Genomic DNA, 16,189 nt, shown 5'->3' on the forward strand with positions numbered 1-16,189 from the left:
GAATGACAAAGCTCGCGCAAAATCCGGGTTCTACGCTCGGCACTCCCCGCACCCGCGCCGTACACCGGGCCATCGCCGAAGCTAGGCGTGGCGTGCCCGTGGTGCTGGCGGCCAAACATCCGCTCATCATCGTTCCGGCCGAGACCGTGGGCGCCGAGGGGCTGCGCCTTATCGACACACTTTCCAACGGTCCTGCGGTGCTGCTGCTCAGCCCCTCACGCGCCGCGGCGGTGCTGCAGCACGAGGTGGAGGCCAAAGCCCCCGCCATCGCGCTGAAACTCGCCCGGCCGCTCATCGACACCGAGACACTGAAACGCGCCGCCGACCCGACGCTGGAGCAGATCCTCCCACGCTTCGAAACTACCGCCCCCCCGCCCGAATCCGAGGCCGCCCTGGCGCTGGGCAAGCTCGCCCGGCTGCTGCCCGCCATGGTCGTGGCCCCGGTCAAGCCCGGCTGGGCCAGCCAGAAGGCGGGGGCCGATCTGCTTGCCGTCCCCGCCGCCGACCTGCTCGCCTACCCGCTCAATCTCGCCTCCTCGCTAACCAGGGTCGCCGAAGTCGCCGTGCCGCTGGACGCCGCGCGCGATGCGCGACTCATCGCCTTCCGCGCGCTGGATCAGGGCATCGAGCATATGGCCATCATCGTAGGCCACCCGGAGGCCCAGGAGGCCCCACTGGTGCGCATCCATTCCGAATGCTTCACGGGCGATTTGCTGGGCTCGTTGCGCTGCGATTGCGGCCCGCAGCTGCAAGGGGCCATCGCCCGCATGGGGCGCGAGGGCAACGGCGCGGTGCTGTACCTGGCGCAGGAGGGGCGCGGCATCGGGCTCATCAACAAGCTCCGCGCCTACACGCTGCAGGACGAAGGCCTCGACACGCTGGACGCCAACCGCGCCCTGGGCTGGGAAGCCGATGAGCGCAATTTCCACATCGCCGCCGCCATGTTGGAGGCTCTGGGCATCCACAAAATCCGCCTGCTCACCAACAACCCCGAGAAGGTGAAGGGCCTCGCCGCCTGCGGCATCGAGATCGTGGAGCGCGTGCCGCACGAATTCGCCCCCAACGGCGTGAATGATTCCTACCTGGAGACCAAGGCGAAACGCTTTGGGCACCTCATTGGTTGAGTTCCTGCTCCAGGGCGATGTGCTGGCCGGCGGCGGCCACCATTACCGCGCCGCGTTCGGGCGTTCGGGCATTGTCTGCGCCACGCAAAAGCGCGAGGGCGATGGCGCCACCCCCTCCGGCCTGCTCAAGCTCACCCGCGTACTTTACCGGGCCGACCGCATTGGCCCTCCGGTTTGCGCCGTGCCGCTGGAGCCCATCGGCACCGAGGACGGCTGGTGCGACGACCCCGCCGACCCCGCCTATAACAAGCATGTCCGCCTGCCCTACGCCGCCAGCCACGAGGCGCTGTGGCGCGACGACCATGTGTACGATGTCATCGGCGTGCTGGACTGGAACCTCGCCCCCACCGAACCCGGGCGCGGCTCGGCCATCTTCTTCCACGTCGCCACGGCGGATTACGCCCCCACGGCGGGCTGTGTGGCGCTCTCCCTGCCCAACGTGCTGGCGGCGCTCAAGGCGGGCCTAAGCGCGATCCGCGTCCCTGGTTAGCGGCGCGGACGGGTATCCCACGGCATCCGCCGGATTTCCTCCAGCACCTCGGCGCGTGAAACCCCGATATCGGACAAGGTGTGGTCATCCAGCGTAGCCAGGATGCGCCGGGTCCTGGCGGCATGGCGCACCTCCTCCAGCCGCGCCCAGGCGCGGCGCGCCCAATCCAGCGGCAAGACAACGAAAATACCCCACCCACGCCGTGTGGCCAGCATGTTCCCAACTCCCGTGCCGTTTGTTCCTCAACCGGTGAATTAAGCTTCGCCAACCCATAAGCAAAACGAATTGTTCTTATATTTTAAATTAGATACCCTTATTCCATGTCCCTCCCCCATGGCCTCGACCCCGATCTTCTGCGCGCCTTCGTCTATGTAGCGGAGGAGCAGAGCTTCACCCGCGCCGGGCAGCGCGTGGGCCGCACCCAGGCGGCCATCTCCATGCAGATGCAGAAGCTGGAAACCATGCTCGGCAAAACCCTGCTGCATCGCGGCCGGGGCGAGGGCATCGAGCTGACGCCGCACGGCGTATATCTACTGGGCCGCGCGCGCGAGCTACTGGCCCTCAACGACGATATCTGGCGCAACTTCCAGGCCCCGGCGATAAGCGGCAAGGTGTGCCTCGGCACGCCGGACGACTACGCCCTGCAATTCCTGCCCGAAGCGCTGCGCCGCTTTGCCGAGAGCTATCCGGCGGTGGAGGTGGAAGTGGTTTGCCTGCCCTCCAACGAGCTAATGGAGCGGCTGAAGGCCGGGCGGCTGGATCTCACCCTCGTCTCCGAAGGCCACGAGACCAAGAACTGGCCCGCCGAGCCGCTCATCAGCGGGCCGCTGGTCTGGGTCACCTCCCAACGCTTCGCCCCGCACAAGCAGGACCCGCTGCCCTTGGCGCTGGCCGAACATGACTGCGCCTGGCGCCGTGCCACCACCCGCGCGCTGGACAAATCCGGCCGCCGCTACCGCATCGCCTATGTCTCGGGCAGCGCCACCGGCAGCCTGGTGCCTGTGATGGCGGGGCTGGCTGTCACCTGCGCCATCGCCAGCCCGCTGCCCGAGGGTGTGCGCGTGCTCTCGGCGCAAGAGGAAGGGCTGCCCGAACTACCGGATTTCTCGGTGCTGATGATGAAGGGCAAAAATCCGCCGCAGCCGGTCACCGACCGGCTGGCCGAGCATATCGTGGAAGCCGCCGCCCGCGAGGCGCAGAAGAGCGGCTGGCGGAGCTAATGCGCCGCGTCCAGTTCCACCTCGGCCGTCACATCGGCGGTCACGGTGATATTCCCCGGCGCTGAAACCGGCGGCGGCACAGCCATCGCCTTCATCGCCATCCCCATGAACGGCCTCGGCCCCGGCGCGGCCTGGGCATTCACGTTCAGCGTCTTCACCGCGCCCACGCTTTCATGCAACTGCGCCGCCACGGCCGCCGCCTGCGCCTGGATCTGCGAGATTGCCGCCAGCACCGCCGCCTGCTGCGCATCCTGCTGCGCCTTGGCGGAGAGATCGCCGCCCAGATCGTTCAGCAACAACCCCTGCCCCTGGAGCTTGCCGACCAGATCGGTAAAGCGCGCGGGCGGGATGCCATCCGCCGCTGGCAGCACCAAGCTCAGCGTCTGACTGGCCTGATACACCGTCTGGGGCGGCTGGGTATCGGTGCTCTGCTGGCTGGTGTCGTAGCTGCCGGTAGTGGCCACCACGCCGGAGACCCCGCGCGCCTCTTCCAGCGCCTTGCTCATCATGGCGTTCACCTGGGCCTGGGCCTTAGCGGCATCGGGCGATGTCATCTGCGCCGTGAGCGAGGCAGTAGCCTCGTCCGGGGCGGCGTTCACCTGCCCGTTGGCGCCGATGGTCAGCACGGTCTGCGCCCCGGCTGGCGCTGCCGCCATGCCTAGCAGCACGGCCAGAGTTGCGATGCGTTTCATGGCTCCGTCCTCCTGGCCTCAGCCTAGCACGCCGGGTTCAGCCGCGCAGCATAAACTCTGCCCGCGCCAGATCGCCAGCCGTGGTGATCTTAAAGTTGTCCTCGGTACCCGCGACCATCTCAACCCGCATGCCCACATGCTCGGCGATCATCGAATCGTCGGTGAATTCCGTCCCCGGCGCGCTCACCACGGCGTGGCGATGCGCGGCCAGGATATCGGCATAGCGGAAGGCCTGAGGTGTCTGCGCGCGCCACAGCCCGGCCCGGTCCACCGTGCCGGTGATCACGCCATTCTCCACGCGCTTGAGCGTATCGGCCAACGGCACACCCACGATCACCGCCGGCACACGGTCCAGCGCGGCCAACACGGCGGTGATGGTCTCGGGCGCGATGAACGGGCGCACCGCATCGTGGATCAGCACCTTCTCCGGCTTCAGCCCGGCGATGCCCTCCAGCCCCAGCCGCGCCGAATCCTGGCGCGTCGCACCGCCGAACAGCACCGGGCGCAGCTTGTCCAGCCCCTCCACCGCCGCCTCGTACAGCGCCGTGTCATCCGGGTGGATCAGCACCTGCACCGCGTCGATTTCCTTGTGGCTGGCGAGCGCCATGATCGTGCGGCGCAGGATCGGCTGTCCGCCCAGGGTGAGATATTGCTTGGGCAGCGGCCCGCCAAGCCGGTAGCCACGGCCCGCCGCGACAATCATTGCGATATTCATGGTAACAGCCTGTTCCTGGCGCTGGGTTGGTTCGGTGCGAGAGAATACGCGCCCCGCGCTTGTCGCGGCAAGCAGCGCCCCAAAAATACGGGCAACGATCATGGAGAGTGCAGTGTCCAGCGTGGAAGCGAGAGTGTCGCCGGGACATTCGCATGTGTTCCTGGGGGAGGCGCACGAGCATAACGAGCGCCGCGATGACGGCGCTGAAGATCGTCGGCGGCCTATGGTGCGGCTCCCTCGCCCTGGCGGCAGAAGAAGGCGACCAATTGGCCGACCTGCATCTCTGGGGCCTGGGCATCTGGGCGCGATTCTCTCGGTGCTGTCCGCCACCGGGCGCGACGCCCGCTATTACCGCGGCTTTGCCACGCTTGCACATATTACCGTGAAAGTGCTGACCCGGCGTAACGATTGGCCATACCGCTCCGCCGGGCTATAATGCCCGAAAAAAGGAGCGCCGAAATGAGCAATTTCCATTACAAAGTCGTGCCGCATGATGGCGGTTGGGCCTACACGCTGAACGGCGCGTTCTCTGAAACTTTCCGCACGCATGAGGCGGCGCTGAAAGCCGCGCGCCGCGTGGCCGAGGAACAGCGCGTGCCGGACGAGAGCACCTATATCGAGTACCAAACCGAGGATGGCGTCTGGCATACCGAGCTGGCGCTGGGCAGCGACCGCCCGGATACGGACGTCGAGGAAGGCTAACGCCTAAAGGACCTAATGTTTTTGGGGCTGCTCAGCGTGCCACCGGTTCAAGCGCACTGAGCAGCAACCTTCACAAAGGGCCTGAAGCTTCACCGCCCAAAAGCTTTTACGAGGTTTCCAGCACATCCTCGGCGGCGGCGCGGCGTTCCTCGGCCTGCTTGGCCAGCTTGCGGTAGCTGCGCAAGCTGAAGGGCAGCATCGCCATGTAGGCCCCGGCCAACAGCGCACCGGCCAGATACGGGTCGGCAAAGATCAGCGAGGCCAGCACCACCACCCCGATGAGCATTGGCAGCAGCCCGGCGGTGGGGATCTTGAAGTTCTTGAAGCTCCACACCGGCAGAGTGGAGATGCACAAGCCCGCCACCACCACCAGCACCGCCCCGGTGAACAGCGGAAACGATGCCAGCTCGTGCAGCCAGCCCATGCTGAGCTGATCCGCCTCCAGCCCGATATAAAGTGGGAACATGGCCAGCGCCGCCCCCGCAGGTGCCGGGACGCCCGTGAAGAAGTTATAGGCAAACGCCGCCTTCGGCGCCGAATCCAGCGCCGCGTTGAACCGCGCCAGGCGCAGCGCCATGGCGGCGGAGAACATCAGCGGCGGCAAAAAGCCGATCGCCCCAAGCTCGCTCAGCGACCACATATACAACAGTAGCGCCGGAGCCACGCCGAAGCACAGGAAGTCGGAAAGACTGTCCAACTCCGCGCCGAAGCGCGAGGTGGCCTTGAGCATGCGCGCCAGCCGACCGTCCAGCCCGTCGATCACCATGGAAACGGCGATGGCGATCACCGCCGCGCCATAGCGCTCCTGCATGCCGAGCCTGATGGCCGAGAGCCCGATGCACAGGCCCAGCAGCGTCATCAGGTTGGGCAGCATGCGGTTGAAGCTTTCGCCCGAGAGGCGCTGGCGGCGCGGCAGGCGGCGTCGACGGCGATGTGCCATCATGCGGCGGGCAGCTCGGCGATCACCGTCTCGCCGCCAAGCATGCGCTGGCCGACCGCCACCAGCACCTTGCTGCCCTCGGGCAGGTACAAATCGGTGCGGCTGCCGAAGCGGATAATGCCGAAGCGTTGCCCGGCGGTCAGGTTCTGGCCCTCATGCACCTCGCACAGAATGCGCCGCGCGATCAGCCCGGCGATCTGCACCACCACCGCCTGCTTACCATTGGCCAGGCGCAGCAGCAGGGAGTTGCGCTCATTGTCGTCGCTCGCCTTATCGGCGGCGGCGTTGAGGAACAGGCCGGGGTGATAGGCGATCTTCTCCACCGTGGCGGCGATGGGCGAGCGGTTCACATGCACGTCCAGCACCGAGAGGAAGGTGGCGACGCGCAGCAGCTTGGTCTCGCCCAGCCCCAGCTCGGCGGGGGGGATGGCTTCCTCGATGCTCACCACGCGGCCATCGGCCGGGGCGACGAACACATCCGCGCGGGGCGGCAACACGCGCTCGGGGTCGCGGAAGAAATACAGGCAGAACAGGGCGAAGATCACGCCCGCCCAGGCCAGCGGGTGCCAGAACAGCAGCCCCAACAGCGCCGCGGCGATGCCGCCTAGAATGAACGGATAACCAGCCTTGTGCGGCGGGCTCATTACCGACTGCACGGTTTCAGCAAGATTCATGGATCAACTCTTGGTTTTGGGCAGCACGAAGCTCTGGCCCGGGAAGATGAGGTTCGGGTCGCGGATTTTGCCCGCATTGGCCGAGTAGATCAACGTATACATCGTGCCATGCCCGTATGCGTGCCGCGCGATCAGCCACAGGCAGTCGCCGGGGGCGATGAGCACATGCCCCTCGGCCAAGGCGGCGGCAAGGGTCTCGGGCGCGAAGGGCGCGGTGACGGGCGGCAGTACCTGCCCAGTGGCGCTGGTGCCGCCAAGGCTCAACATACCGGCATGGTCCGGCACGGCGGCGGCGATATGCCAGCGCCCCTGCGCATCGGCCTTGGTCTGGCCAACCTCGGCATTGTCCAGGCGCAGATCCAGGCTCGCCCCGGCCGGGGCGGTGCCGGAGAAGATGGCATGGCCGCTGGTATCGTAATCCACCGCGCCGATGCCAAGCTGCCCAGCCTGCGGCCCCTGCCCCGTGAGCACGGTGCTGCCATTGGGGCCGGAGAGCACGGTCAGCACCTGCCCGCCATTGCCCGGCACGCTCACCACGGCGGTCTGGTTGCCCGCGATCTCGGTGCCGCCGGGCGGCACTTCGGAGAGGGTGATCTCGTGCGTGCCGGGGGTGAGCGGTGTGGCGGGCACGAGCACGAAGGCGCCATGGCTATCCGCCATCACCGTGCCGAGCACGTTGCTATTGTCCTTCACGAACACTTTCGCGCCGGGGGCGGCGCGGCCCGCAATCACGGTATTGCCCTGCGTATCGACCCGCACCACGTCGAATTGCGGCGGGGCGATGGTGCTCACCGCCGGGGCGGGCGCGGCACTCGGCGCGGGCGGTGGCGGCACCGAGGGATGCTCGCCGTGGCGCAGCAGCAGCAGCACGCTTACATCCAGCAGCGCCAGCACGCCGAGCACGGCAACCGCGATGACCCGTGTCTTGTTGCCCCCCTGCGGGGCTTGATCCTTGCTTGCCATATCGCCCCTAGCCTGCCACGAACGGGGCCATACTGGAAGCGAGGCAGAGCTTTATGGGTAGTTTTTCCGTCACCGTGTTTTGCGGCTCCTCCCCGGGTGCCGAGGCCACCTACGGCCAGGCCGCGCAGGCGCTGGGCGCCGGGCTTGGCCAACGCGGCATGAATCTGGTGTTCGGCGGCGGCAATGTGGGGCTGATGGGCGTGACGGCGGGAGCGGCGCTGGAGGCGGGCTCGCATGTCACCGGCATCATCCCGGACTTTCTGCGCAAGCGTGAGGTGGAGTTCCACGGCCTCTCGGAACTCATCGTCACCGACTCGATGCACACCCGCAAGCGCCGCCTCTTCGCCCTGGCCAACGCCTTCGTGGTGATGCCCGGCGGCCTCGGCACTTACGACGAGACGTTCGAGATCCTGACCTGGAAGCAGCTCGGCCAGCACGCCAAGCCGATCATCCTGGTGGACATTCTCGGCTGGGCGCAACCTTTCGTGGCCATGATCGAGCAGACGATCGCCCGCGGCTTCGCCCGCGAGAGCGTGCGCGATCTGTTCGAGGTCGTGGCGGACGTGCCCGCCGTGCTGGCGCGGCTGGAGGAACTGCGCGGGGATTAAGCCCGGCTGAACGCCTCGGCGCGGACCATCATCCTCGCCTGCTTCAGCGCTTCGAACCCGGCATCGTCGGCCAACCGGGCGAGCAGCGTCTCCCACCCGGCGCGGGCAGCGCCCTGGGCCGCATCACGCAGGATCTCGATAACCTGCCGCGCGGCCGCGAATGCCGCCGGGCGCTCATCCTCCGGGCCGATATAAGCCTGCTGCAACGCGTAATAGACCCGCCGCGCCGGGGTGGTCGCCTCGTCCTCGCGCATGATCTGCCTACCGAACAGGAAACGCGCCTGGGTGTTCAGCTCGAGGCGCGTGCGTGTCTTGAAGCGAATCACCGCCCCGTTGAGGATCATCGATTCGCCCTGCTTGAGTTCGAGTACCAGTGCCGTCATGGGTTCATCCGCCAGGGTGCCTAAGGCCCCGAATTTGCCACGGCGCGGCTTAATAAGCGGTGAATACGGGTTAAACCCCTGCCAGACCTGCACCTTCCCTAGAGCTGCGCCCCTTGCTACGGTAGGTCACGAATCGGTCAACAATGCCAAAAATTAGTTTTGTGTCTGGAAGGGTATCATGAAGTTCAAGGCCGATCGAGCCACGTTGATGAAATCTCTGGCCCATGTGCAGAACGTGGTGGAGAAGCGCAACACGATCCCCATCCTCGCCAACGTGCTGCTGGCCGTGCGCGACGGCAAGCTGACCATCGCCGCGACCGATCTTGAGATCGCCCTTGTCGAGGAAGTGGCCGCCGAGGCTTCGCGCGACGGCGCCATCACCGTGCCCGCCGCCACGCTGTACGAGATCGTGCGCCGCCAACCGGACAATGCCGTTATCGAGCTGGACCATCCTGGCGGGGACGCGCAGCTGGCCCTGCGCGCCGGGCGTTACGCCACCAGCCTCGTGGCGCTGTCAGTCGATGAATTTCCCAAGCTGGACGCAGGCAAGCTCTCGCATAACTTCGTGGTCTCGGCGCAGGAGCTACGCGGGCTCATCGACCGCACGCGCTTCGCCATCTCCACCGAGGAAACGCGCTATTACCTGAACGGCATCTACCTGCACGCCGCCGAAGGCGAAGGCGGTCCTTGCCTGCGCGCCGTGGCGACGGATGGCCACCGCCTCGCCCGTGTCGAGGAGCCCCTGCCCACCGGTGCCGCCGGCATGCCGGGTATCATCATCCCGCGCAAGACGGTGACCGAGCTGCGCAAGCTACTCGATGAAGCCTCCGGCGAGGTGGAAGTCTCGCTCTCCGAGACGCGCATCCAGTTCACCATCGGCAACATGCGCCTGACCAGCAAGCTGATCGACGGCACCTTCCCCGATTACGACCGCGTCATCCCCCGTGGGAACGACAAGATCCTGCGCGTGGACAAAAAGGACTTCAACGACGCCGTTGGCCGCGTCTCGGCGATTAGCGCCGAGAAGCACCGCCCGGTGAAGCTCTCCCTGGCCAAAGATCTGCTGGTCATCTCCGCCGCCTCCGCCGAGCAGGGTTCGGCATCCGAGGAGTTGGGCGGCGATCTGGTGGACTACCAGTCCGGCCCGCTCGAGATCGGCTTCCAGGCGCGTTACCTCTCGGACGTGACCGACCAGATCAAGGGCAAGGTGGAGTTCCTCTTCGCCGATGGCGCGGCCCCGACCCTGGTGCGCGATCAGGACGACGCATCGGCCATCTACGTGCTGATGCCGATGCGGGTGTAACCCACGCAGGTCTCCCGCCTCACCCTCACGGATTTCCGCTCCTACGCCGCGCTACGGTTTGAACCCGCAGCGCGGCTTGTTGTGTTTGCGGGTCCCAATGGCACGGGCAAAACCAATCTGCTCGAAGCCCTGTCCCTGCTTGTCCCCGGACGCGGCCTGCGTGGAACCAAATTCTCCGAACTCGCCCGCCGTGGCCCCGGCGCCTCAGGAAGCTGGGCCGTGGCCGCGCAATTCAGCAACGGCCTGGAAATCGGCACCGCCCAAACCGAGGGCGCGCCCGACCGCCGGGAATTCCGCCTGAATGGCGCCAAGCCCCGCACCCAGTCCGAGGTGGCGGAGCAGCTCGCCGCCGTGTGGCTCACCCCGCAGATGGACCGGCTCTTCACCGACACCGCCTCCGGCCGCCGCAAATTCCTCGACCGTCTGGTAGTGGCCCTGGAGCCCAGCCATGCCCGCGAGATCGCGGCCTTCGAATCCGCCTCCGCCCAGCGTAACCGCCTGCTGGCGGAAGACCGCGCGGAGGCCGCCTGGCTCGCGGGGCTGGAAGATTCCATGGCCCGCCATGCCGTTGCCGCCACCGCCGCGCGCATGGCCCTGCTTACCCGGCTCAACACCGCCATCGCCACAGGTGCTGCCGATCCCTTCCCCCGCGTCGCCCTGGCACTCGACTGCGCCATCGCCACGCGCCTCGCCGCCACCCCGGCGCTGGAAGTGGAAGACGCCCTGCGCGCCGCCTATGCCCATGCCCGCGCGCAGGACGCTGCCGCGCGGAGCGCCAGCCTTGGCCCGCAGCGCACGGACTTCCTTATTGCCGACGCGGACTCCAACCGTCCCGCTGCCCTCTCCTCCACCGGGCAGCAGAAGGCCATGCTCATCGGCATCGTGCTCGGCCATGCCTCGCTCATCGCCACCGCGCGCGGCACCCCGCCGCTGCTGCTGCTCGACGAACCACTGGTGCATCTGGACTCCATCCGCCGCGCCGCCCTGTTCGCAGCGCTGAACACCGGCGCGCTCTCCGCCTGGCTCACCGGCACCGACCACGAAACCTTCGCTGGGCTGGGCGCCGCCTGTTACACCATCCGCGAAGGCTCTATAGACGCGCTATGAGATTACTGTTCCTGGGCGATCTGCTCGGCCGCGCCGGCCGCGAAGCAGCGCTGAAGCATATCCCCGAGTTGCGCGCCGCGCTGAAACTCGATTTTGTTGCCGTCAACGCCGAAAACGCCAGCCATGGCTTCGGGCTGGGGCCGGACATGGCGCAAGCCCTGTTCGCCGTTGGGGCCGACGCCATCACCCTGGGCAACCATGCCTGGGACCGGCGCGAGATCATCCCCTATATCGCGCAGGAAAAACGCCTGCTGCGCCCCATCAACTATCCCCCCGGCACGCCGGGGCAAGGCTCGGCGCTCATCCCCCTGCCCGATGGCCGCAAGGTGCTCGTCGTCCAGGCCATGGGGCGGCTGTTCATGGACCCGCTGGACTGCCCCTTCCGCACCACCGAGGAGCTGCTCTCCCGCCATAAGCTCGGTGTCACCACGCACGCCATATTGCTGGACATCCACGCCGAGGCCAGCTCCGAGAAAATGGCTTTCGCCCATGCCTTCGACGGCCGGGTTTCCTCCGTCACCGGCACGCATACACATATTCCCACGGCGGACCATCAGGTGCTGCCCGGCGGCACCGCCTATGCCACCGATCTCGGCATGTGCGGCGATTACGACTCCGTGATCGGGATGCAGAAGGAGGGCGCCATCGGCCGCCTCATCCGCAAACTGCCCGGCGACCGCCTCACCCCAGCGGAAGGCCCGGCCACACTCTGCGGCGCGTTCATCGAAACCAACGACGCCACCGGCCTCGCCACCCGCATCGAACCCGTGCGCCTCGGCGGCCGCTTGGCGCCGGCCATGCCGAAGCTGTAGGGCCGAGGGACAGTGCCTTCGGGGGGACGCTGTCCCCCCAAGCCCCCCAGCCAGGAACCGAGTTCCTGGACCTCAATAATTCGGCAAAGAAAAAGGGCTCCCTTGTGGAGCCCTTTTTCTTTGCCGGGTGGGTTCCAAGGGCCTCTCGGCCCTTGGTGGGGGTTTCAGGGGGCAACGCCCCCTGAGGGTACCGCCCTCAGCTCTCCAGCGTACGGCGCAGCAGGTCCACGTCCTCCGCGAAGGCGACGTCCTGGGCAATGAGCTCTGTAACGCGGTTCACGGCATGCATCACAGTGGTATGGTCGCGGTCGCCAAAGTGGCGGCCGATATCCGGCAGGCTCTTCGAGGTGAGCTGCTTGGCCAAATACATGGCGATCTGCCGGGGGCGGGCAATGTTGCGCGCGCGCCGGGCAGAGGACATCTCGGAGACGCGGATATTGTAATGCTCCGATACCTTCTTCTGGATCTCCTGGATGGAGATCTTGCGATCATGCGCTCTCAGCACGTCGTGCAGCACCTCATGCGCCGTTTCCATCGTCAGTGGACGATTAAACAAATTCGCATGCGCCACCAAGCGGTTCAAAGCACCTTCCAGCTCACGGTTATTGGTCGTGATCTTGCGCGCCAGGAACTCCAGCACCTTGGCCGGCACCTCAACTCCCGCCCTCTGCGCCTTCGCCTCCAGAATGGAGTAGCGAAGTTCAAAAGTGGTTGCATGAAGATCGGCAACCATGCCGCAGCCTAGGCGGGTGCGCAGACGATCCTCAAGCCCCGAAAGATCGGAGGGCGACTTGTCAGCGGAGATGACGATCTGTTTGCCCGCATCCACAAGCGCGTTGAACGTGTGGAAGAACTCTTCCTGCGTATTGTCTTTGCCGATGAGGAATTGCAGGTCGTCGATCATCAGCACGTCGACCGAGCGCAGCTCGTTCTTGAACTCAAGCGTGGACTGCGAGCGCAGCGCGTTGATGAAGCGGTACATGAACTTTTCCGCCGACATATAAGCGACGGACGCAGGGGCCCGGCCATTGCCCCGGTTGGAAAGCTCCCAGGCAATGGCGTGCATCAGATGCGTCTTGCCCAGGCCGACGCCGCCATACAGGAACAGCGGGTTGAAGCCCGGCGTGGCCGGGGCCTCGGCCACGCGCCGGGCGCAGGCATAGGCGAATTCGTTCGGCTTGCCGACGACGAAGGTATCGAAGGTGAAGCGCTGGTCCAGCGGCGCGGCGGAATCCGGGCGCGCGGGCTGGGCCGGGGCGGCGGCGGGGGCAAGCGCCTGAACCGGGGCGGACGCTTCAGCCAGGCTCGGGGCGGTGCCGCGGGTTTGCGTGCCGGTGCGGATTTCCACGTTGCGGATGGCGGGGTTCTCCGCCTGCCAAAACGCGGTGATCAGCTCGCCATATTCCTTGTTCACCCAGTCGCGCAGGAAGCGTGTCGGCAGGATCACGGTCACCTCGTCGCCGGCAACGCCGGCAAGGGCAACCTGCTTCAGCCAAGTGCGGTACTCAACCTCACCGACTTCCGCCTGGAGCCGGGCGCGCACACGGGCCCATTGCTCGTTCAAACCTACCTCGTCCTGCCGCGCCGGAGATATTCTCGACAAAGCGTCACCGTCACGCATCGAACTGATCTCCAGGCTCATACCCATATTCTGCTCCGGCCTCGACTCCAGCTCACACCCTCCCTGTTCCGGAAAGATATCAGCCGGTAAGCCAATCCTCCCAAAATTGAGACAGTTATGGATGGTCGTATTAAGGACCTAACTGTAGGTCAAAATTACAAAATGGCGCAAGCGCTCAATGCTTCCGCGTTTGCGAACAAGCCTCTGAGTTAATGTTTTAAAGCAACAAAATCAAAGACTTATAGCTGAAAAACTTTCTTGGCGTACCAACTGCATTTCCAAACAGCAACATGGCGGAAAGGTGCAACAAGAACAGCGCTGTCATCTCATTTTTCATGAAGATGACAGCGCTGCCATTTCGTCTCTATTTTTAAACGGACGTTTTCAGCGCCCGGACGCAGCCTTCAATTAGGCGGCGACGGCCTTCACCTGGGCGGAGAGGCGGGAGATCTTGCGGGAGACCGCGTTCGCCTTCAGCACGCCCTTCCCAGCGGCGCGCTGCAGCTCGGGCTGCGCGGCGCGGAAGGCGGCGAGGGCCAGTTCCTTGTTCCCGGCCTCCACAGCTTCCTCGACCTTGCGAATGGCGGTGTGGACGCGCGACTTGCGTGCCTTGTTGCGCGCCGTGCGCTTCAGGGTCTGACGGATGCGTTTCTCAGCAGATGCGATATTGGCCATGGTGTCCAAAACAAAGAGTGTTCAACAGAGCGCGCGGTCTAGACCCGCCAGAGCCGCCCGTCAAGCAGGGAACGGAAAAACCCCCATTATTCGCGGATAACCCAGGTTTTCCGCATCGGCGAGAGCACTTCCCAGGTGCCGGTAAAGCCGGGTTCGATGACGAATCTATCCCCCGGCCCGGCCTCGATGCGCTCGCCGTCATCACTCTCGACGACGCAGGCGCCCGAAATCACCTCTACATACTCCCATTCAGCATAGGAGATGCGCCATTTGCCCGGAGTGGCCTCCCACTCCCCGGCATAGAGGCGGTCGGGCACGTTCTCATACAGCACCCAGGTCCGGGTTTGGGGCGTGCCGTAAACCACCTTCTCCGCCGCCACATCTTCCCAGGGCGCCCCACCGGCCGGGGGCAAACGCTTCAGCCCGCTCATTGCGCCGGCATCCCCAGGGCGGCCGGCCCCGCGCCGGGCAGATAATTGGGCACCGCTGTGTTGGTGTTCACCGCGCCGGTGGCCGGGACAGCCAAGGCGGGCGCGGAGGGAACCGCGGTGCCGGCAGGCGCGCTCAGCGGCGACGCCTGGATCACCCCACCCCCAGCCCCGCCTGAAGCCGCCGCCCCACCGCCGGTGCCAGCACCGGTGTAAACCACCCAGCTGCGGACATTATGCAGGATCTGATACGGCAGCTGCACGTTCATCTGGTCCATCAGCCGCTTGGTCATCTGGTACAAAGCCGCCTGCATATCGGCCGGGTCACCCGAGTCCGGCGCGGTCTGGCTGGCGGTCACGCTGGCCTCGGCAAAGCCGGTCGAGCGCCCATCGGCGCTGGTCAGGTTCAGGTCCACCGTCATCGCGCCGTTGAGATTGCCATTCGCCTGGGTGATCGAGGCGTTCTGGATCGTCACCGTGCCGCTGCCGGGCTGGCCCGAGGCCTGCAGCCGGTGCTGTAGCATGCCCAGCAGCACCGGCCCGGGCGGGGCGGGATCCTTGGCCTCCAGCGCCGCCTCGTCGGGGCCCGGCACGTAGTTGTTCACCACGCTCAGGTTGGCCACCTTCAGCGTGATCGGGCGCAGATAAGAGTAGTCCAGCGGCGCGAAGCTGGGCGGCGGCTCGGAGGAGCTGCACGCGGCCAGGGCGCAGAGGGGCAGAGCGGCAAGAAGTCTCTTCATATGTTGATCAGGCTCCAGGGCGTCCGGTTACCGAATCCCGCGCGAAGCGGAAGTCGAAGTTGCAGAATTCACAGGTCATCACGATCTCTCCGTCAACCGCCATGTGGTCGAGATCATCCTGGGGAAAGCCTTCGAGAATACCGCCCAGGCGCTGGCGCGAGCAGCGGCAGCCGAAGCTAAGCGCGCGCGGCTTGCCCACGGCCACGCCCTCGCCATGGAACAGCCGGTAAAGCAGCCGCTCGGGCGGCAGCGTGTCGTCCAGCAACTCCGCGGGGGTGATGGTGTCGGCCAGGATGCAGGCGGTGCGCCACGCCTCCTCCTGCTCCTCCTCGGTCACGTCCTCGCCTATGCCCCCGGCACCCGCGATCCGCTCCAGCACCAGGGCCGAAGCCCGCCAGCCGGAAGGCGTCTCCCCCGCGGCCAGGAACACCCGCGCCGGGAGCTGCTCGGAATGCTTGAAATAGTATTCGGCCATGTTGGCGAGGCCCGGCCCCTCCAGCGCCACGATGCCCTGCTGCGGGTCGCGGTCCATGCCCTGGTCCACGGTGAAGGCCAGATAGCCCTGCCCCAGCAGCCTGCCGGCATCGGCATCCTCGGCGATCTCGGCCTCATGGTCCACGCGCACATAGCCGCGCAGCGCCCCGGCCTCGGTGCAATCGGCCACCAGCAGGGAGACAGGACCGTCCCCGCGCGCCTGCACGGAGAAGGAGCCCTTGAATTTCAACGCGCTGGAAAGGGCCGCCGCCAGGGCCAGCGCCTGCCCGAGCAGGGCCTTTATCGGCGCCTTGTGCTCGTGGCGGGAGAGCAGCGTGGCGGCCAGCGGCCCCAGCCGCACCACCCGGCCGCGCACCGGCTGGTTGGGCAAATAAAAGGGAAGCACCCCACGGGGGACGGCCAAATCCGGCACGCCGGGGCGGGAGGAATCAAGGAAAGCTGGAAGATCTGTCATCGCCCTGCCACTTAATCATGTTTTCCCGCGTTGCCATAATGCC

20 protein-coding genes and 1 pseudogene are annotated in these 16,189 nt (G+C 66.2%); 9 read left to right on the forward strand and 12 right to left on the reverse strand.

What is annotated here, in order from left to right; genetic code table 11:
* Positions 1–2 precede the first annotated feature (2 nt).
* Positions 3–1,124 (forward strand): GTP cyclohydrolase II, encoded by a 1,122-nt coding sequence (ribA, locus tag HNP71_RS07455; RefSeq protein ID WP_183266259.1) that lies wholly within the window; start codon positions 3–5, stop codon positions 1,122–1,124.
* Positions 1,105–1,614, forward strand: coding sequence for a L,D-transpeptidase family protein (locus tag HNP71_RS07460; RefSeq protein ID WP_408840735.1), 510 nt, complete (start codon positions 1,105–1,107; stop codon positions 1,612–1,614). Before ribA ends, HNP71_RS07460 begins: the two co-directional genes overlap by 20 nt.
* Here the strand turns inward: HNP71_RS07460 and HNP71_RS07465 are convergent.
* Positions 1,611–1,829 carry a DUF1127 domain-containing protein gene (locus tag HNP71_RS07465; protein ID WP_183266261.1) on the reverse strand — a complete coding sequence of 73 codons (219 nt, stop codon included), beginning with the start codon at positions 1,827–1,829 and terminating at the stop codon, positions 1,611–1,613. The genes HNP71_RS07460 and HNP71_RS07465 overlap by 4 nt on opposite strands.
* Positions 1,830–1,934: 105 nt before the next feature.
* On the opposite strand from HNP71_RS07465, the gene HNP71_RS07470 reads away from it, so the two are divergent.
* Positions 1,935–2,834: a LysR substrate-binding domain-containing protein gene (locus HNP71_RS07470; protein ID WP_183266262.1), complete on the forward strand. Its 900-nt coding sequence runs from the start codon at positions 1,935–1,937 to the stop codon at positions 2,832–2,834.
* Here the strand turns inward: HNP71_RS07470 and HNP71_RS07475 are convergent.
* Both HNP71_RS07475 and ispD read right to left on the reverse strand, forming a co-directional pair.
* A complete protein-coding gene (locus HNP71_RS07475; protein ID WP_183266263.1) occupies positions 2,831–3,526 on the reverse strand; it encodes an SIMPL domain-containing protein in 696 nt (231 codons plus the stop codon). The two genes, HNP71_RS07470 and HNP71_RS07475, sit on opposite strands and share 4 nt — an antisense overlap.
* Before the next feature lie 37 nt (positions 3,527–3,563).
* Positions 3,564–4,241: a 2-C-methyl-D-erythritol 4-phosphate cytidylyltransferase gene (ispD, locus tag HNP71_RS07480; protein ID WP_183266264.1), complete on the reverse strand. Its 678-nt coding sequence runs from the start codon at positions 4,239–4,241 to the stop codon at positions 3,564–3,566.
* Between the two features lie 112 nt (positions 4,242–4,353).
* On the opposite strand from ispD, the gene HNP71_RS07485 reads away from it, so the two are divergent.
* Positions 4,354–4,677 (forward strand): hypothetical protein, encoded by a 324-nt coding sequence (locus HNP71_RS07485; protein ID WP_183266265.1) that lies wholly within the window; start codon positions 4,354–4,356, stop codon positions 4,675–4,677.
* Positions 4,678–4,700: 23 nt separating this feature from the next.
* A complete protein-coding gene (locus tag HNP71_RS07490; protein WP_183266266.1) occupies positions 4,701–4,943 on the forward strand; it encodes a DUF2188 domain-containing protein in 243 nt (80 codons plus the stop codon).
* A gap of 106 nt (positions 4,944–5,049) precedes the next feature.
* Here the strand turns inward: HNP71_RS07490 and HNP71_RS07495 are convergent, their stop codons facing one another.
* The 3 genes from HNP71_RS07495 to HNP71_RS07505 are packed head-to-tail and all read right to left on the reverse strand — an operon-like array spanning position 5,050 to position 7,520.
* Positions 5,050–5,886 carry a CDP-alcohol phosphatidyltransferase family protein gene (locus HNP71_RS07495; protein ID WP_408840738.1) on the reverse strand — a complete coding sequence of 279 codons (837 nt, stop codon included), beginning with the start codon at positions 5,884–5,886 and terminating at the stop codon, positions 5,050–5,052.
* Positions 5,883–6,557: a phosphatidylserine decarboxylase gene (locus tag HNP71_RS07500; RefSeq protein ID WP_183266267.1), complete on the reverse strand. Its 675-nt coding sequence runs from the start codon at positions 6,555–6,557 to the stop codon at positions 5,883–5,885. Before HNP71_RS07500 ends, HNP71_RS07495 begins: the two co-directional genes overlap by 4 nt.
* 3 nt (positions 6,558–6,560) lie before the next feature.
* Positions 6,561–7,520, reverse strand: a complete 960-nt coding sequence (locus HNP71_RS07505; RefSeq protein ID WP_183266268.1) for an Ig-like domain-containing protein — start codon at positions 7,518–7,520, stop codon at positions 6,561–6,563.
* A 53-nt stretch (positions 7,521–7,573) separates the two neighbouring features.
* Here HNP71_RS07505 and HNP71_RS07510 point away from each other — a divergent pair, with 53 nt between their 5' ends.
* Positions 7,574–8,128: an LOG family protein gene (locus HNP71_RS07510; RefSeq protein ID WP_183266269.1), complete on the forward strand. Its 555-nt coding sequence runs from the start codon at positions 7,574–7,576 to the stop codon at positions 8,126–8,128.
* Here HNP71_RS07510 and HNP71_RS07515 read toward each other — a convergent pair.
* Positions 8,125–8,511, reverse strand: a complete 387-nt coding sequence (locus HNP71_RS07515) for a flagellar biosynthesis repressor FlbT (RefSeq protein WP_183266270.1) — start codon at positions 8,509–8,511, stop codon at positions 8,125–8,127. The genes HNP71_RS07510 and HNP71_RS07515 overlap by 4 nt on opposite strands.
* A 178-nt stretch (positions 8,512–8,689) precedes the next feature.
* Between HNP71_RS07515 and dnaN the strand changes: the two genes are divergently transcribed.
* The 3 genes and pseudogenes from dnaN to HNP71_RS07530 all read left to right on the forward strand — a co-directional run bounded on the left by dnaN (position 8,690) and on the right by HNP71_RS07530 (position 11,733).
* The gene (gene dnaN, locus HNP71_RS07520) at positions 8,690–9,814 is read left to right on the forward strand and encodes a DNA polymerase III subunit beta (protein WP_183266271.1); all 1,125 of its coding nucleotides are present in this window, start codon (positions 8,690–8,692) and stop codon (positions 9,812–9,814) included.
* A 21-nt stretch (positions 9,815–9,835) separates the two neighbouring features.
* Positions 9,836–10,921: pseudogene (recF, locus tag HNP71_RS07525) on the forward strand (DNA replication/repair protein RecF); the annotation flags it as partial.
* Entirely contained in the window at positions 10,918–11,733 is an 816-nt protein-coding gene (locus HNP71_RS07530; RefSeq protein ID WP_183266272.1) for a TIGR00282 family metallophosphoesterase, read from the forward strand. The pseudogene recF and the gene HNP71_RS07530, both read left to right, overlap by 4 nt.
* 196 nt (positions 11,734–11,929) lie before the next feature.
* On the opposite strand, the gene dnaA is transcribed toward HNP71_RS07530, so the two are convergent.
* The 5 genes from dnaA to hslO form a co-directional block, all read right to left on the reverse strand.
* Positions 11,930–13,375 carry a chromosomal replication initiator protein DnaA gene (gene dnaA, locus HNP71_RS07535; RefSeq protein WP_408840743.1) on the reverse strand — a complete coding sequence of 482 codons (1,446 nt, stop codon included), beginning with the start codon at positions 13,373–13,375 and terminating at the stop codon, positions 11,930–11,932.
* A gap of 387 nt (positions 13,376–13,762) precedes the next feature.
* Positions 13,763–14,029 carry a 30S ribosomal protein S20 gene (rpsT, locus tag HNP71_RS07540; protein WP_183266273.1) on the reverse strand — a complete coding sequence of 89 codons (267 nt, stop codon included), beginning with the start codon at positions 14,027–14,029 and terminating at the stop codon, positions 13,763–13,765.
* 86 nt (positions 14,030–14,115) lie between these two features.
* The gene (locus HNP71_RS07545) at positions 14,116–14,460 is read right to left on the reverse strand and encodes a cupin domain-containing protein (RefSeq protein ID WP_183266274.1); all 345 of its coding nucleotides are present in this window, start codon (positions 14,458–14,460) and stop codon (positions 14,116–14,118) included.
* Positions 14,457–15,197 (reverse strand): hypothetical protein, encoded by a 741-nt coding sequence (locus HNP71_RS07550; protein ID WP_183266275.1) that lies wholly within the window; start codon positions 15,195–15,197, stop codon positions 14,457–14,459. The genes HNP71_RS07545 and HNP71_RS07550 overlap by 4 nt, the downstream gene beginning before the upstream one ends.
* 7 nt (positions 15,198–15,204) lie before the next feature.
* Positions 15,205–16,146, reverse strand: coding sequence for an Hsp33 family molecular chaperone HslO (hslO, locus tag HNP71_RS07555; RefSeq protein WP_183266276.1), 942 nt, complete (start codon positions 16,144–16,146; stop codon positions 15,205–15,207).
* Between the last annotated feature and the right edge of the window lie 43 nt (positions 16,147–16,189).

It is taken from the genome of Acidocella aromatica, assembly GCF_014201825.1.
GTDB classification, from domain to species: Bacteria; Pseudomonadota; Alphaproteobacteria; order Acetobacterales; family Acetobacteraceae; genus Acidocella; species Acidocella aromatica.

Excerpts from the sequence above, each read along its gene's own strand:
- HNP71_RS07500 (WP_183266267.1), bottom strand. The coding sequence starts at position 6,557 with ATGAATCTTGCTGAAACCGTGCAGTCGGTAATGAGCCCGCCGCACAAG.
- HNP71_RS07495 (WP_408840738.1), bottom strand. The coding sequence starts at position 5,886 with ATGATGGCACATCGCCGTCGACGCCGCCTGCCGCGCCGCCAGCGCCTC.
- rpsT (WP_183266273.1), bottom strand. The coding sequence starts at position 14,029 with ATGGCCAATATCGCATCTGCTGAGAAACGCATCCGTCAGACCCTGAAG.
- dnaN (WP_183266271.1), top strand. The coding sequence starts at position 8,690 with ATGAAGTTCAAGGCCGATCGAGCCACGTTGATGAAATCTCTGGCCCAT.
- HNP71_RS07470 (WP_183266262.1), top strand. The coding sequence starts at position 1,935 with ATGTCCCTCCCCCATGGCCTCGACCCCGATCTTCTGCGCGCCTTCGTC.
- HNP71_RS07475 (WP_183266263.1), bottom strand. The coding sequence starts at position 3,526 with ATGAAACGCATCGCAACTCTGGCCGTGCTGCTAGGCATGGCGGCAGCG.
- hslO (WP_183266276.1), bottom strand. The coding sequence starts at position 16,146 with ATGACAGATCTTCCAGCTTTCCTTGATTCCTCCCGCCCCGGCGTGCCG.
- HNP71_RS07465 (WP_183266261.1), bottom strand. The coding sequence starts at position 1,829 with ATGCTGGCCACACGGCGTGGGTGGGGTATTTTCGTTGTCTTGCCGCTG.
- HNP71_RS07505 (WP_183266268.1), bottom strand. The coding sequence starts at position 7,520 with ATGGCAAGCAAGGATCAAGCCCCGCAGGGGGGCAACAAGACACGGGTC.
- HNP71_RS07530 (WP_183266272.1), top strand. The coding sequence starts at position 10,918 with ATGAGATTACTGTTCCTGGGCGATCTGCTCGGCCGCGCCGGCCGCGAA.
- ispD (WP_183266264.1), bottom strand. The coding sequence starts at position 4,241 with ATGAATATCGCAATGATTGTCGCGGCGGGCCGTGGCTACCGGCTTGGC.
- ribA (WP_183266259.1), top strand. The coding sequence starts at position 3 with ATGACAAAGCTCGCGCAAAATCCGGGTTCTACGCTCGGCACTCCCCGC.
- HNP71_RS07510 (WP_183266269.1), top strand. The coding sequence starts at position 7,574 with ATGGGTAGTTTTTCCGTCACCGTGTTTTGCGGCTCCTCCCCGGGTGCC.
- dnaA (WP_408840743.1), bottom strand. The coding sequence starts at position 13,375 with ATGAGCCTGGAGATCAGTTCGATGCGTGACGGTGACGCTTTGTCGAGA.
- HNP71_RS07515 (WP_183266270.1), bottom strand. The coding sequence starts at position 8,511 with ATGACGGCACTGGTACTCGAACTCAAGCAGGGCGAATCGATGATCCTC.
- HNP71_RS07490 (WP_183266266.1), top strand. The coding sequence starts at position 4,701 with ATGAGCAATTTCCATTACAAAGTCGTGCCGCATGATGGCGGTTGGGCC.
- HNP71_RS07550 (WP_183266275.1), bottom strand. The coding sequence starts at position 15,197 with ATGAAGAGACTTCTTGCCGCTCTGCCCCTCTGCGCCCTGGCCGCGTGC.
- HNP71_RS07545 (WP_183266274.1), bottom strand. The coding sequence starts at position 14,460 with ATGAGCGGGCTGAAGCGTTTGCCCCCGGCCGGTGGGGCGCCCTGGGAA.